The 13,082-nt window shown below is 58.5% G+C and carries 14 protein-coding genes; 1 reads left to right on the top strand and 13 read right to left on the bottom strand.

What is annotated here, in order from left to right:
• Positions 1 to 17: 17 nt before the first annotated feature.
• Both Mal65_RS15875 and Mal65_RS15870 read right to left on the bottom strand, forming a co-directional pair.
• On the bottom strand, positions 18 to 1,916 hold the full coding sequence (locus Mal65_RS15875; protein ID WP_196784215.1) for a hypothetical protein: 1,899 nt from the start codon (positions 1,914 to 1,916) through the stop codon (positions 18 to 20).
• A 1-nt stretch (position 1,917) separates the two neighbouring features.
• A complete protein-coding gene (locus Mal65_RS15870) occupies positions 1,918 to 3,867 on the bottom strand; it encodes a multiheme c-type cytochrome (protein ID WP_145299572.1) in 1,950 nt (649 codons plus the stop codon).
• Between the two features lie 523 nt (positions 3,868 to 4,390).
• Between Mal65_RS15870 and Mal65_RS15865 the strand changes: the two genes are divergently transcribed.
• Positions 4,391 to 4,933 (top strand): hypothetical protein, encoded by a 543-nt coding sequence (locus Mal65_RS15865; protein WP_145299569.1) that lies wholly within the window; start codon positions 4,391 to 4,393, stop codon positions 4,931 to 4,933.
• Between the two features lie 72 nt (positions 4,934 to 5,005).
• Here the strand turns inward: Mal65_RS15865 and Mal65_RS15860 are convergent, their stop codons facing one another.
• The 11 genes from Mal65_RS15860 to Mal65_RS15815 form a co-directional block, all read right to left on the bottom strand.
• Complete coding sequence (locus Mal65_RS15860) at positions 5,006 to 5,920, bottom strand: DUF1559 domain-containing protein (RefSeq protein WP_145299566.1); 915 nt, start codon at positions 5,918 to 5,920, stop codon at positions 5,006 to 5,008.
• Positions 5,920 to 6,366 carry a hypothetical protein gene (locus Mal65_RS15855; RefSeq protein WP_145299563.1) on the bottom strand — a complete coding sequence of 149 codons (447 nt, stop codon included), beginning with the start codon at positions 6,364 to 6,366 and terminating at the stop codon, positions 5,920 to 5,922. The genes Mal65_RS15860 and Mal65_RS15855 overlap by 1 nt, the downstream gene beginning before the upstream one ends.
• Positions 6,363 to 6,920 carry a PulJ/GspJ family protein gene (locus tag Mal65_RS26570; protein WP_165701318.1) on the bottom strand — a complete coding sequence of 186 codons (558 nt, stop codon included), beginning with the start codon at positions 6,918 to 6,920 and terminating at the stop codon, positions 6,363 to 6,365. The genes Mal65_RS15855 and Mal65_RS26570 overlap by 4 nt, the downstream gene beginning before the upstream one ends.
• Positions 6,917 to 7,366: a hypothetical protein gene (locus Mal65_RS26565; protein WP_165701317.1), complete on the bottom strand. Its 450-nt coding sequence runs from the start codon at positions 7,364 to 7,366 to the stop codon at positions 6,917 to 6,919. Before Mal65_RS26565 ends, Mal65_RS26570 begins: the two co-directional genes overlap by 4 nt.
• Positions 7,353 to 8,543, bottom strand: coding sequence for a type II secretion system F family protein (locus tag Mal65_RS15845; protein WP_145299557.1), 1,191 nt, complete (start codon positions 8,541 to 8,543; stop codon positions 7,353 to 7,355). Before Mal65_RS15845 ends, Mal65_RS26565 begins: the two co-directional genes overlap by 14 nt.
• Entirely contained in the window at positions 8,543 to 9,454 is a 912-nt protein-coding gene (locus tag Mal65_RS15840; RefSeq protein WP_145299554.1) for a type II secretion system F family protein, read from the bottom strand. The genes Mal65_RS15845 and Mal65_RS15840 overlap by 1 nt, the downstream gene beginning before the upstream one ends.
• Positions 9,455 to 9,460: 6 nt before the next feature.
• Positions 9,461 to 10,498, bottom strand: a complete 1,038-nt coding sequence (locus Mal65_RS15835; RefSeq protein ID WP_231131151.1) for a hypothetical protein — start codon at positions 10,496 to 10,498, stop codon at positions 9,461 to 9,463.
• A 125-nt stretch (positions 10,499 to 10,623) separates the two neighbouring features.
• Positions 10,624 to 10,995, bottom strand: a complete 372-nt coding sequence (locus tag Mal65_RS15830) for a hypothetical protein (protein WP_145299548.1) — start codon at positions 10,993 to 10,995, stop codon at positions 10,624 to 10,626.
• Positions 10,989 to 11,552, bottom strand: coding sequence for an RNA polymerase sigma factor (locus Mal65_RS15825; protein ID WP_145299545.1), 564 nt, complete (start codon positions 11,550 to 11,552; stop codon positions 10,989 to 10,991). The genes Mal65_RS15830 and Mal65_RS15825 overlap by 7 nt, the downstream gene beginning before the upstream one ends.
• A gap of 77 nt (positions 11,553 to 11,629) precedes the next feature.
• The gene (locus Mal65_RS15820) at positions 11,630 to 12,529 is read right to left on the bottom strand and encodes a hypothetical protein (protein ID WP_145299542.1); all 900 of its coding nucleotides are present in this window, start codon (positions 12,527 to 12,529) and stop codon (positions 11,630 to 11,632) included.
• Between the two features lie 46 nt (positions 12,530 to 12,575).
• Complete coding sequence (locus Mal65_RS15815) at positions 12,576 to 12,998, bottom strand: OsmC family protein (RefSeq protein ID WP_145304970.1); 423 nt, start codon at positions 12,996 to 12,998, stop codon at positions 12,576 to 12,578.
• Between the last annotated feature and the right edge of the window lie 84 nt (positions 12,999 to 13,082).

Here is a 13,082-nt window from a genome sequence, read left to right as displayed (position 1 = left end):
CGATTCGCATGCCCGAGTCAGAACTTCCACCGATATTCGGCTCGAGTCCCGTAAACGTCTTCCAATTGGCGACGCCATCCGTAAACCACATCGAATCGCAGCAGTGATCGATGGCTGATGGGAAACTGATACCGAGTTCCCACCCCGTACTGGTCATCCGGGACATCCAGGTTTCGATTGCCATGGGGCGTCAGGTAAGAAAACTCCAACAGCCATTGTCGGTCCAGCCGTTGTCCGATGAGGTCGACGCCGATGCTGAATCCCGTCGTATCGCTGGCGGTGGGATCCAAGGTGGCCAAACCGTTCAAACCGTCGGTGTCGAAATTGATCCCGGTGTTCCGCAGAATCCCGCCGGCGGCGCCCGCACGGGCGACCGATTGCGGCCGGTCCCAGCCGAAAAAGAAGTTAGCGTACGGGACGACCCGCAACGGATTGTCGGTCACCCAACTGTTTTCCACCAGCAACAGTCCGCCGTCAGCCGTGCGCAGGTCTGCCCGCAGGTCTTGGCCGGTGTTGATGATCAAGCGAACGCTGTTGCTGATTCGATCAAAGTAGCGACGCGTAAAACTGACGGTCATGTTGTGGTAACTGCGCTCGCTTTGGGTGCGATCACGCAGGTACGCATAGCCGGCTTCGATGTACCCATCGTAGGCATCGATAAACATGGCCGTTCCGAAAGCTTGGGCGGCGTGTTTGTCCGCCCCGAACGCTGGACTGTTCAACTGATCGACAACGGCAAAGAAGGTCCAGTCGTAATTGGCCCAGTTCAGCAGCCGACTGTGTTTGGCCGGTAGTGCGATGGCGGCACCGGTCACGGCGTCTTCCATCCAGACGCCATTTTGAAACAGCAGCGGGATCAGGCCGACCGTGATCGGCAATTCGAAGGGCGAACGCATGTCGTGCAGCCCCGCGGCCATCGCCCCGAGATCGCCTTCGAAAAAGAACGTCACCAAGTTCGGGTCGAACACCGGTTCGTATTGCAGGTCACCGTCGATCAGTTCGATGCGATTGAACTGATTGTTCTTGTCCAGCGGACCCATGAATGCGTGCAACCGCTCTGTGTCGGTCAATTGCCAATCCATGTCCAGGTTCAGCCGTGCGGCCAAATTGTCGGCACGCCCACCCGCGTTGCGTCCGCTGCCCAAACCGATCCGATAGTCGCCGTAAACATAGAACTCCGATCGCACCATGTTCATTTGACCGAACCAGTCCTGGCCACGGGGCGTGATGCCATTGCCGTAGAAGATTCGCCCCCACTCGATCCAGGGATGCTGTGTCGGAACGCTGCGTTTGGCATCGTAAACATACGCCTCGCGCATCGGGTCATGGACCATCGACACGGCTGGTACGGGCGTCGGCGAAAAATCGTTGTAGTGGACCGGTGGCCGATCGCAATCGACCGGAGGGTCAGACGTCGCCTGCTGTGACGACGCGTTGTTCGCCGGCTCGCTTGCCGTTTTGTCGACGATGCGGTTCGTTGGTTCGCGATTGGCTGATCCGCTCGCATCGGTGCTGTTTTCCAGCGGATCGGATGGCTGTAAAGTCTGCGCGGGCGGCTGACGCGGTGCTACGGCCGCCGGCATCATCATCGGCAACGGTTTCGGCTGGGGCGTTGACGCCGCAAACGGATTGTCGCGGATGGGGGAAACACGGCGTTGCACCGGAGGCTTGTCTGCGGGCCACAATTTGATCGGCATCGTGTCCGCCGGCGTTTCATCCGACGCCGGCGATCCGGTGGGCGATGGCAGCCGCAGCCAACGCGACTGGGGGCTCGGTGCAGCCGTTTGTTTTTTCGGTCCCGCGACCGTGCCGGGTAAACGAAATGGTTGCTGGGCGGGGACCGTATTCACTGACAACACGGAAGCCAGCAGAATGGCGATCAGCAGCGGCGATGGTCGATCTTGTCCATTCGACATGTCAGCGCACCCAGAATGTGTGACTGCGTTGATTGATGTCGATCATGTTCGCGTTCATGCGGCGAATCATGTCCGGCGAGGCGCCGATCAATTTCATGAAATAGATCGGTTCGGTCCGGCTTCGCATACGCACACTTAGCCGATAGGGGCCCGGCAACTTCATTGCGGTGGGTGGGATCGTGTAATTGGCGATGCGGTGATCCAGCGGCGGGATGGAATGAGCTTCCATGCGAATCAGCGGAGGGTGATTCAGCACGCTGACCGGCACCGCACCAGGGCGCAGAAACACCAACTGGTCCAAACTGAAGTTCAACGGCAACGACACTTCGCGATCGGTTCCGCGAATGTTGTTAATCAAGAACTTCGTTTGCAGATTGAACAGTTCTGCGTCGCGGGGAACGTGCCCGCGGGCCACATCAACGCTGTGCAGATCCGCAAGGTCACCCTGTCGATCCAGGTAACCGGTTTCCCAAACGCGGCGGCCTTTCGGATCAATCAAGACCGCGTTTAGCCACAGTTGCGGCTGAGCGCCCAGGGATCCCGTCGGTGCGTTGTGGCCTTCGCTGACGTTATCGATGCGGAAGCCCACGTGAAGCGGTCGGCCGGACCGCGGTGGATGATAAAAAATCGGGTCGCTGACCTTGATCGCGGATTCCAGTGTGATCGCCGATGACGATCGTTTTTCGTGCACGCGTGCAATGTTTTCATCGATGATTTTTCGTCCATCGATGCGATCGTCGACCGTCGACCAGGGTTCGGGAAAGACCACGGAATCGTCGACGCGATCTTCGAAAGCTTTGGTGCCCCAGCCGGCGTTCACATCGAAAGCCAGCCAGTCGCGCGGCGCGATCTTTCTGGCCTTGGGGTGATGGGGGAAAATGCCCGGATGGGCGATCGAGTATCCCGGACCCCAAAAGGTGTGATTGGAATGTTTACGAGGTGTGCCAAAGGGTTTGTCGTTCAGGACCGCGGCATGGCCTTGTTCGTATCCCAGGGGCTTCCCGGGAACGGCACCCATGTGACAGTCTTGGCAACTGATGCCCTTGGCTTCGGCGGGACCCGACCGATATTGGGCGTGAACGATCTCTAGCCACAGCCCTGGATGCACGGCGACTTGGTGACAGGAAACACAGACGTCACTGTTGGTGATCGGCGAAAAGAAGTTGGCCGATGCGTGAATGGGTTGTCCCGGGCCTTTTTGGTCAGGACTTGTTTTCAGTTTCAACTTGTTCGCTTGTGCCAACGCATCACGCAATCCGTGGCCGCCGTGACCGCCGTTGACCGGGGCGTGGATATTGCCGGGTTCGATGCGGCGGTCACCGTGGCTGCGCCCATAATGCTCGTTGACTCGGTGACAGGCGATGCATGTGATCCCCTCGCGGACCACCGCGGGGGCTTCCAACAGGCTAAGGTCACGGGGCAATTCCAGTTGCGTTTGCACAGGGGAATGGCACCGGACACAGAACGAACCCACGGTGCCCTGAGTCAATTCGGTCATCGCTTGTTCGAACCGCTGGAACATCGGCGACACCGCGGCATAGGCGTGGCTGCTGATGGACCATTCGTCGTATTGCTTAGGATGGCACTTGCGGCAGGTTTCCGCCGACGGGTAACAGTTTTCGGTCCACAGTTGCAGGTGTGGGTCTTCCGCTTGGGAATCAGATTGGTTGTCCGCTTTTTTCTTAGCGGGATCTTTTCCGGTCTCTTTCGGCCGCGCCATGTTCAACAGCGGATCGTCGTTCGCTGACGTCGCAGTATCGGCCGGATCAGCCAGCAATAGGCTTTCATCGTCGGCGCGTCCCCACGACGCACCGATCGCCGCTACACAGGCGATCGCCATCACGCACGCCAGCGGCCAAGGGCCCGCCATGCGCGCGGCCAGACGGTTTCGCGACTTACGTTTGTTCGGCGCGGCGTCCTGTCGAATGTCGATTCGACGCTGTGGCGGCATCTGCACTTCCGTGTTCGCGGTGGGCGATGATCGATCCGCGCAGCGGTGCCGGCGACGGATCAACGATTCCTCGTTTCAATCGATCGACGCCGAATGACCGATCGGATTGGTGCATCTGGGACTGCCCTTGTGATCCGATCGATTCATGCGACCCGTCCGATCGTCAAGATCCGCGTCATCCGAAACGGTTGGCTGGTTTCGGCCGACTGCGTGACCGGTACAGCCCCTGTAACCGGAATTCTTTTCCTGCCCCGCCCCACGGGTGGGTGAAAAATGTCACGGTTTGATGATCTGCCTGAGCCAAGCGGGGCATCGTGACCTAGCTTTCCAACGCAGGACTCTCTCCACGAGTCGCCCGATCGGGTGAACCGATGTGTCGGAGGTCCCGCGACGGTTTTCGCATCGGGGGCGGACCGGACATCCCGTACGACCATGCGACGGATCAACGACCTGGCGATCAGGCCGGTGGTGATCCATCGCATGACGGAGTGATTTGTCGCCAACGCAAACGAGCGTACCCAGCATGAGCCAATCAGACGTCCAACACTGCGATTCGCCAGAAGAGGCCACGTCGGATTTCTTTCGTTGCCCGGTTCAGGCCGATCAAGGATCCGCCTTGATCCGAATCGGACGGCGTAAGCTAGCCGTCACCGTACAGGAAACCAGCATTGATGGTTTCACTGTTCTGGTCACACCGGAAGGAGCCAAACACGTCAAAGTGGGGCGTCCCTGGGTGTTGGAGTTTGATGGCACCCGGTTCGAGGTCCACGCACAGTGGTTCTTTCATTCCCCCGACGGGCATGTCCAAGTCGGCATGCGGCGTTTAAGAGACTTGACCGAACCGCCCAGTGAACATGTCAGTTGGTCGCTGTTTCGCAATGGTGATGTTCGCGGAACCGACAGCGCGGGAACATCCACGCTGGCCTTTGCCGGATTCATTCTGTTCTTGGTCACCGCGATGGCCTTGCCCGGGCTGGGAGATCAACTGGGGACGGCGAAACCGATGGGCGAAGCGGCACGGTCGTTCACCGATGCGGTGGGAGACTGGTTCGGACGATGGTTATGAATTTCGCGTGATGATCGGCTGGGCGATGATGCAACAGCCCGTCATCAAACCCGCCGGACATGGAAGCGAAACCTACAGCCCGTCGCCTTCCAACAGTTCGCCATCGGCACGATGGCCGAGTTGGCGAAGGAGGTCCGGTTCGATCGCTTCGGACAGGAAACGCACCGACCCGTCGGCGAACACAAAGTTGCAACCGCCCGGGTGATTGCTGGAAAAACCTCCGACGTCCAGCGGTCCGAGTGGTGATGGTTCAGGGTCGGGTTCCGATCGATAAGACGAAATGGAATTGATGTCGACGGCGTTACGCAAGGTCGATCGCGTTCCCGATGGCCAACCGAGCAAGGTTTCCTCGTGGCGGACTTCACCGATCAGCAGGGTCTGGGAAGATCCATCAGTCAGATCTTCGAACCGCACGTCGCTGTTGAAGAACAGAATCCCATTGCGGTCCGCATCAATGCTGGCTTCGACATCATTTTGGCATCCGGCATAACTGCTGATCGGAAACTCTTGCGGAATCTGTGATTGATCCTCCGATGCCGTGTCGGATGGCATCATCTCGACCGACGCCCGCGGTTCGGACGGACAAATATAGGTGGGAATGTATTGTTTTCGTGGCGGTATGTTCACACTGGCATACGCGCCGGCTTCCTGGTCAAAGTGCCGCGACACATTGACTTGTTCAATGAATGGCAGGATCTGAACGGTCCATGACACGTGTCGCCCCATGGGTTCGTTGCGGATCGGGCCCTCGTCATCGATCACACCGGAAGGAAAGCTTTCGTTGGCGAATTCGTATTGATGCATGCCCAAACCCATCTGGACCAGATTGTTCGCGCAACTGCATCGACGTGCCGCTTCACGCGCGGATTGTACCGCCGGCAGCAACAGTCCGATCAGCACACCGATGATCGCGATCACCACCAACAATTCAACCAAGGTAAAGCCGGCTAGGGAGTGAATTCGCCGCCGGGAATGAGACGTGTACATTATTGGGAATCCTGGGCGTGATTATCGGAAACGGGAAGGTGGAATGAATGGCTGCGCCGTATCTGGCCGCGGCCGACCGGCGAGTTTCTGGTTTCAACAACGGCGGTCACCTGGATCCGAGACGAACCTTTCGCCGACTCGGACGCTTGCACCGCGATCGTCACCCGACCGGTACGCCGGCCGGGCAGGGGCTGGTCCAATTGCCATGATTCGCCGTCGTATTCGGCGTCATTCTGGATGGCCACAACGGCGCGATTGATTCCGGCGTCCAGCAGCCACTGACACTGCCGCAACGCTGTGAAGCGTTCGGTTTGTCGTTGCACCAACAACGCACGGTGCGCCGATGACACCAAGACGGACATGCCGACGATCAGGCACACCAGGGCGATCAAGACAAGCGAACCGCGACGACGGGTGATCGGGTGATGAATGGAATGTTTCATCATTTCGAAACCTCCGGCCAACGATGAACGACGGCTTGGCAGACCACCGCGTTTGTTGCCTTGTCAGATCGCCCGGCGGTTTCCAAATTCAGTCGCACGATGTTTGGGTCGAAGGATTGTTCAAATCTGGCCTGAGTCTTCGACGACAAAACGTACAACTCCGATGCGACGATCTGGTCGGAACGTCGGGTCGATCGGACGATTCGACTGTTGGTTTGGTCCCACTGATATCGAATCACGAAATCGCCAGCGTATCGCAGCGTGACCGATGCATTTGTTTCCGCGTCGGCCGACAACGCGGTATGGACGTCGTTGCGAAAGGTGTCGGCCAACCGGCTGAACGTTTGGATCTGGTCCAATTGGCTGTTGGTGCCGTCAGACAGTTGTTGGCAACGCAATAGCAAGCCCACCGCAATCGTTCCCAGCATGCTGGCCAACGACAGGGACACCAACATTTCGATCAACGAAAATCCGGTGAACCGATAGGGGGAGTGGCGTCGATGGACACCGCCGGCGTTGCCACGTCGGCCGTTTCGGCTGATGGAGTTTTGGGTCATGGCGATGGCTCCGCTTTGATCATCGCTTGGGCGTCCGCATCGTTGATCCAGCCGACCAGTGATGTGGATCGTCGACGCTGGGGTGCACCCCAAGTCAAAGTCATTTGGATTCTTGCGCCGTCGGTGTCGTCCAAGTAAGTGCCGCGAAGCGTCGCCTGCAGTAGCGCGGGATGGACGCCATCGCTTTTTGGATACGTCGTAAGTTGTTTCTGCGCTTCTTCCGCCGGCATCATCGTCAACCGATCCAGTTCCGCCGACAGAATCTCCGTCGCGATTTGCGATTGGTGGGCGATGTCGGCGGTCTTTCGCGACAGCAATGCGATCGGTGCCACTGCACCCACCATGACGGTTATCAAAAAACATCCGGTGACGACTTCGGTGATCGAAAAACCACCGCGGTTGACGATACGGGGCACCGTTCGCCTGGGAACGCTAGGCAAGTCCATGAATCAGCTCCGCTAAGGTTCCGAACAACACCCAACCCAAGGCCATCACCACCAAAGCGAACAGCAGGACGACGGCCAACTGAAGTATCAAGGCGACCCATTCAAAACGTCGTGCCGAATTTTCGCGCAATTGACTGGCAAGCGACCGCAAAATCCACGGCCGGTCTACATCGCGGGCGATCGTCAGCGCGTTGGATTCGGCGGTGGTGGTCACTCCGCACTCCGCTAGGGCTTCCCAGGGTGCGATGCCATGGTCCATCTCGTTCCGTGCGAACAGAAAACGTTGACGTGTTTTCGGGTCGAAGTGATATCGCCCCAGCGTGGAAACCGATGCGACCAGGGGCCGCCCGCACTGCGATGCATCGGCCAGCAAATCCAACAAGGTCGGGATTTGTGTGCGGTTTCGTCGTGCCCAACCGCTGCGTTCGATACGCCGGGACAACCAGCGACGAGGGGCACGGGCCAGCAACAACCATCCGGCAATAAAGATCACCAACAGGCACAGCACCCAGTTCTGGCCGATCCAGTCGATCCACAAAATCGCACGGTCCAGTGGCGGAGGGTCTTGATCCGGGACCGACCATCCCAGCATCGAATCGCGGAACGCCAACAAAAATCGTTGGATACCACCGTCGATGAAAATCATCTGCATCCAAAGCAGAACGAGCCAACCGACCACCAAAAGCAAAACGGCGTAACGAAGGGTGGATCGAATGCGGCTTTGCGTTTGCGGACGCAACAGATCCGGCTGTGCCGCCAGACGTTCCAATGTCGTGGGTAACGTGCCATTCTGAACGGCAAAGCGGATTGCAATCGCGTCTTCATCCGAAAGCACCCCCGGGGTCTGTTCGATGGCGTCGACCAACGACGTGCCTTCACGCAACCGCGTGGTCATCAATCGCAGACGTCGTCGATACCATCCGCGATTTTCGCTTGCATAACGGTTCAGGGTCTTGATCAGATCGGTCCCCTGACGATGGCTATGATCGATCCACTGCAGTGTGCCGAACTGCAACGCCGCGATCGCGTCTCGTTTGAAAGCCGGCGTGGACCGAAACGCACTGCCAAGTGAATCCAAGTCCGCAATCGCGGCAGGCATCAATGTTTCGATCCGTCGCCATAGCGATCGCAGCGATGAAAGGATCACGCTTTTTTCAATGATCGTTTGCCAAGACATCAGCTGAGCCCCGAAATCAGCGACACAAGAGGCATCATCAACGCGATGATCAACAAACCAATCATGCCGCCCAGAAAGACCAGCACAACTTCCGCCGGGATCCCGCCGCGTGTCACTCCGCGGATTCGCAATCGCTGGACGTACACTCGGGAAACCGTTTCCAATGACTTGGCGGCCGATTCGGATGATTGATGCGGCGCGAATGCCGCGATAAAGCTGGGCGGCAGCAAACTGTCCAGATCCTCCAGTCGCGTGGGGGTCTGTTCGCCAGAGATTACCGCCGACAATTGCTGTAGGGCGTGCCGGTACGGTGCCGGGTAGGCAACCTGCGTCAAATGGTCGGCCACGCGTCTTGCATCGGCACCCCCGCGAAATGCTTCGGCACCCAAACTGCTCAGTTCCGCCACGGTTTCGGTGGGTGACATCGATCCGGCGGTAAAAAATCGTAGCGGCCGATAGGCGAATGCGAATCGAATCATGGCGATGGAGATCCCAACGATCACCAGAGAAATGATCACGATCCAAAACAGAAATCCCAGCGGCGAATCGCCCGCGGCACGGCTAAGGTTGACCAACAACAGGGTGGGTGCCGGAAGCTGTAGACCGAATTCGGAAAACATCTGTCGGAAGTCTTGAATGACCGTGAAATTCAAAACCAGAAAGACGATCACGGTCAATACAAACACACACAGCGGATACAGGACCTGAGCGATGCGACGTCGCCGGTTGGCCAGGCGAATCGAAGCCAGTTCCACGGCGGCTGCGGCCGATGTCGCCGATATCTCGGTTTCGCCAGACCGTTCCAGTGTCCGGCGGCCTCGTAGCAGACGGGTGACTTGTCGATAGCCGATCTCCGCTGCAAACGCTTGTTCGCAGGTCAGCGGTTCCGGTGGGCTGTTGGTTTGATTCATGACTTGTCAGCTGACCGCAATGAGAAGTCGAACATAGGGGCCGATCAGAAAATACGCGGCCGTTGCCACCAACACGCCACCGATCAATGCATGGGTCAGCGCGGGCCAAAGCGATTGGCGTGGTCGGCCAAATTCCGACAGTTGCTGATACGCGTTGGACACGGACTGAAAAAATGCCGGGCTGGAGCCTTCGGTTGGGCCAGTGGGCGGGTCCGCACCGTCCGCGGAATGCGGGCTAGACTCCGTACGACTGGCCCATTGCAGCAGTGAACCCCAGGCGCCCGGCGGATCGTTTCGGTTCACCGACAATCGGATGGATTCACGCACCGCAACGTCAGACGACCAACCCGTGGACACCAGTGCCGCGGTCCGAGCGGCGATGTCGGATGCAAAGGATTGGCGGCGGGCGGACGATCCGAAGTTCGAAAGATTGGAGTTGGCAATCGAATCGTGGAGTCCGCCCAATACGCGGCGGCCGAAATAAAATCCGGCAGCCAACAATACAAATACAGCGATGCAAACGGTGCCGGCCATCCACCACAACAGGCCCGTTTGGTCGCCACCGTCCAAGCCCAGATCGTCGAACAATCGATCCATGCGCGGGGCACTGAAAACGGCCGCCATGACGAACACCACGCAAGCGACCGCCAACAGAACCGCCAAGCTTGCACCGGTCCGATACCAGGCGTGCAGTTGCAGCGATTCACGAGGGTCGGACTGGGTGAATGCTGACAGGGCCACCGACGCATCCGCTTTGCCAACCCAAGTGCGAAACGCGGCGGCGTATCGTGGCGGAGTAACCTTCACATCATCCAATACCGCTGGCAGTTCGCCGCCCAAGCCGATCGAACGCGCGATGTCGGATTCCAGGGCCCGCAAATCGTCAACAAAGGCGTCGCCGTATCGACCGGGATAAAGCCGCAGCGAAAGATCTGCCCGGCTGAGCGCGACCAACAACTGGTTAAATTCCACACACTGCGAAAATTCAACCCTTGTGGCATCACGATCCGGCGTCGGCGAATCGGGTGCGGGTGGATCTGGCATCATCATTCCTATCGATCAAAGCATCGGTGCGAAGGCGTCACGGCTTGGCCGAATGCTTCGCGGCTTTACAGGGATGATGCAATCAGGCAAACGATTTGTTTAAAAAAGTTTGCCAGAAAATCGACCTAACGACCGCCGTTCCACTGTTGCGCTTGGGACCGTCGCCAATGATCCACCGCATCGACCAGTTTCCAAGGTGAAACGGTGGCTTCGTGGTTGTGGGTTGGAATCACCACACCCGTTGAATCGGACGGATGTTTCAGAAAATCTTGTCGCATCAATTCAAAACTGAACGTGACCGCGGACAAGACCACAAACACGAACAACACCGTCGCGGCCAAGGATTGTCGCAGCGATCTTTCCTGATCACGACGTCGGGCTTCGTCGATCGTTCGCAACCGCAGTGTTTCGTTCACGCGAACGCCGCGTCCCGCTTGATCGATCAAACGTTCCACCGACGGTGGTTCCAATGCATCGTGGTCGCACTTGGTCAGCATGATAGATGCTCCGGTGCAACGTGTTGAAGCTTCTGCTGCAGTTTGGTGATCGCGTATCGGTAACGACTGGCTGCCGTCGCGGCGGGGATTTCCAGCATTTCGCCGATCTGAGCAAACGTCAGGTCTTCCCAGATCTTCAGTACAACCGGCTCGCTTTGTTCTGGCGGCAGCTCGCTCAAGGCTCGCCAGACCTGGTCTTCCGTTTCATGCCGGTCCAGTGAATCGTCACCGCGGCCGATCAGACGATCCGAGATGCTGGTCAGCAATGCCCATCGTCGACGCTTGCGAACGATCATCAACGATTCGTTGCGGACCATCCGCAGCAAATACGGCCAAGGTTGATCCGAATCGACGATCATCCAAGGACGATCGGCGACCTGGACCAACGCCGATTGCACCGCGTCTTCCGCATCCTGGGCGTGACGAGTGATCGACGACGCGTAACGAAACAATCGAACCGCGGTCAGGTCGTACAGACCCGACAGGGCGGCCGATCGGCTTTCGATGATACGTCTGGCCTGCAGACGAACGCGGTCGGAAAGTTCAGTGGGCGGCATGACAACACGGGGATGCGGGCGTCGTGTTGATTTATTCAAAAATCCCGACGATTCATCGGAAAAAGATATTCTTATTGCTAGGGCCGCAAAGATTCCAATGCCGGAGGCAGGGAATCCGTGGTGGTGCCGGCGTCACGGTCGCCGGTCCCCGGGACCAATCGTGCGTCGCGATCGCTGTCACGCAAACGCTGGATTTCGTCGCGCATTCGCAACACTTCCTGTTCCAGCCGCACCACTCGTCTTGCCATGATCACCAGCAGGTCATAAGGATCCGCCGATTCGGGATTCAGCATCGGATCGCCCGATGGTGATGCGGGCGAATTGTTCGGATCGACGGTCGATGGCGCAAGCGGCGGAATCCCCGGGGGCGCAGCGGGAAATGCCGGCGATCCGGCGGGGGCGAACGCTGGCGGCGCGGTCGGGACCTCCGCCGTCAAACGTCCCAACAAAGCGGCCAGTTGCTGGACCATCGGGTGCGACGTGCCGAGTGATTGCTCCAATTCGCGGTAGCGATCCTGTAGCAATTGGACCTGTCGCGGGTTCAGGCTCAGCTCCGCTTCTTCACCGTCACTGGCGGATGCGTCGGTCGCCGCGGCCCGATCGGCTGGAACTGTATTGGGTGGAAGGGTGCTTTGGGGAATTGTCACCGCGGGAACGTCGCTGGACATCGCATCGTCGTCGACCGGTCGTCCCAATGCCGCCAAGCCCATTCGGATCTGGCTGATTTGCTGGGCCACACCTTGGGCGTCAGGATGATCGGCGCCGACCGTTCGCAGCAGCTGGGCATATTCTTGTTGCAGCTGGGCCAACGCCGCTTCGGGAGTCACCCGAGTCACGCGAATGTTTTCGTCTTCGGTAATTTCCGGGGGCAATTGGGCATTCAAATCGGTGGCTGCGATGACGCCCCATCCGATGGTCAGGACGACCGCGGCGATGACGCGACGTCGGCGATTGCGATGAACTGGCGTCGTCGTCATAGCAAGGAAACCTGCGGGAAACGAGAAGCGAACGAAGGAGTTGCGTTTACCCTTCAGGATAGACGAATTCGATCGGGGCGTTGATGTCCGGGTGCAAACTGGCGTGGACAGGACACGTCCGGGCCGCTTTCTCAAAACGCTGACGCATGGATGCTTCCATGGACACGCCGGGCGGAATGGTGACGGTCGTTACCAGCGATCCGATACGACGCAGCGGGTCGGTCACCATTTCCTTTGTCACGTGGACGCGTGTCCCCACCAAATCAACGTCGTGCCGTTTGGCCATCAGTCCCAAGATCGTCATCACGCAACATCCCAAAGCGGTGGCCACCAAATCGGTCGGCGAAAATGATGATCCGTTGCCGCCGTTGTCCACCGGCGCATCGGTGGTCAGCTGGATTCCGCTTGGATCATGAGTGGCCTGGCAAGCCAGTTCGCCCTGGTAAACGACGTTGATTTCAACAGCCATGGGTGACGTTGCCTTTTGGTTGGAATAGGAAGCGATGCGATCAGTCGTGATGGTTAGCGGGCATTGAATCGAATTCAACACCCC

The organism is Crateriforma conspicua, from assembly GCF_007752935.1.
In the GTDB taxonomy this organism is placed as follows: Bacteria; Planctomycetota; Planctomycetia; order Pirellulales; family Pirellulaceae; genus Crateriforma; species Crateriforma conspicua.
Note: the sequence above shows the minus strand (reverse complement) of the source record. Positions and strands in the feature narration are given on the sequence as shown.

Bases quoted from the DNA above. Each gene is read 5' to 3' on its own strand.
- Mal65_RS15830 (WP_145299548.1), bottom strand. From the start codon at position 10,995: ATGCTGACCAAGTGCGACCACGATGCATTGGAACCACCGTCGGTGGAA.
- Mal65_RS15820 (WP_145299542.1), bottom strand. From the start codon at position 12,529: ATGACGACGACGCCAGTTCATCGCAATCGCCGACGTCGCGTCATCGCC.
- Mal65_RS26570 (WP_165701318.1), bottom strand. From the start codon at position 6,920: ATGACCCAAAACTCCATCAGCCGAAACGGCCGACGTGGCAACGCCGGC.
- Mal65_RS15875 (WP_196784215.1), bottom strand. From the start codon at position 1,916: ATGTCGAATGGACAAGATCGACCATCGCCGCTGCTGATCGCCATTCTG.
- Mal65_RS15860 (WP_145299566.1), bottom strand. From the start codon at position 5,920: ATGTACACGTCTCATTCCCGGCGGCGAATTCACTCCCTAGCCGGCTTT.
- Mal65_RS15845 (WP_145299557.1), bottom strand. From the start codon at position 8,543: ATGTCTTGGCAAACGATCATTGAAAAAAGCGTGATCCTTTCATCGCTG.
- Mal65_RS15835 (WP_231131151.1), bottom strand. From the start codon at position 10,498: ATGCCAGATCCACCCGCACCCGATTCGCCGACGCCGGATCGTGATGCC.
- Mal65_RS15815 (WP_145304970.1), bottom strand. From the start codon at position 12,998: ATGGCTGTTGAAATCAACGTCGTTTACCAGGGCGAACTGGCTTGCCAG.
- Mal65_RS15855 (WP_145299563.1), bottom strand. From the start codon at position 6,366: ATGATGAAACATTCCATTCATCACCCGATCACCCGTCGTCGCGGTTCG.
- Mal65_RS15825 (WP_145299545.1), bottom strand. From the start codon at position 11,552: ATGCCGCCCACTGAACTTTCCGACCGCGTTCGTCTGCAGGCCAGACGT.
- Mal65_RS15840 (WP_145299554.1), bottom strand. From the start codon at position 9,454: ATGAATCAAACCAACAGCCCACCGGAACCGCTGACCTGCGAACAAGCG.
- Mal65_RS26565 (WP_165701317.1), bottom strand. From the start codon at position 7,366: ATGGACTTGCCTAGCGTTCCCAGGCGAACGGTGCCCCGTATCGTCAAC.
- Mal65_RS15870 (WP_145299572.1), bottom strand. From the start codon at position 3,867: ATGCCGCCACAGCGTCGAATCGACATTCGACAGGACGCCGCGCCGAAC.
- Mal65_RS15865 (WP_145299569.1), top strand. From the start codon at position 4,391: ATGAGCCAATCAGACGTCCAACACTGCGATTCGCCAGAAGAGGCCACG.